The sequence below is a fragment of the Pseudoflavonifractor phocaeensis genome (assembly GCF_016901735.1).
Taxonomy (GTDB): Bacteria; Bacillota; Clostridia; order Oscillospirales; family Oscillospiraceae; genus Pseudoflavonifractor_A.
In genome coordinates, this window is the sequence record NZ_JACLZC010000204.1 from 1 (window position 1) to 466 (window position 466).

Annotated in this window: 1 protein-coding gene; it reads left to right on the top strand. The window is 55.6% G+C overall.

Annotation, left to right across the window (positions count from 1 at the left end; all coding sequences use genetic code 11):
* The coding region (locus tag H7U37_RS15280) for a DUF4368 domain-containing protein (protein WP_204877018.1) at positions 1-466 on the top strand (466 nt) is incomplete at both ends.

The following is a 466-nucleotide window of genomic DNA, read 5'->3' on the forward strand; positions in this document are numbered from 1 at the left end:
CAGCTGGACCAGTTTCACGAGGACACGGACCGTGCCAGCCACTTTCTGGCGCTGGCACAGAAATATACGGATTTCACCCAGCTGACCGCCCCCATGCTCCATGAATTTGTGGAGAAAATTTTAGTCCATGCCCCGGACAGAAGCACCGGGGAACGGGTGCAGGAAATCGAGATTTACCTGAACTTTATCGGGAAATTTGAAGTGCCCATGCCCGAACCCACCGAGGAAGAACTGGCTGCGGAGGAAAAGCGCCGCCAGAAGCGCATCCGTGACCATGAAAAATATCTGCGCCAGAAGGAGCGCAAACAGAAAATTGCCGAGGGGCTGATCGTTCCGGGTGAACCGTACCAGCTGGTGTGCCAGTGCTGCGGAGAGCCGTTCCAGTCTGTCCGCCCCAACGCTAAATTTTGCAAACCCGCCTGCCGGGAGAAGTTCTACCGGCAGGAAAAGCGGAAAGCCAAAGAAA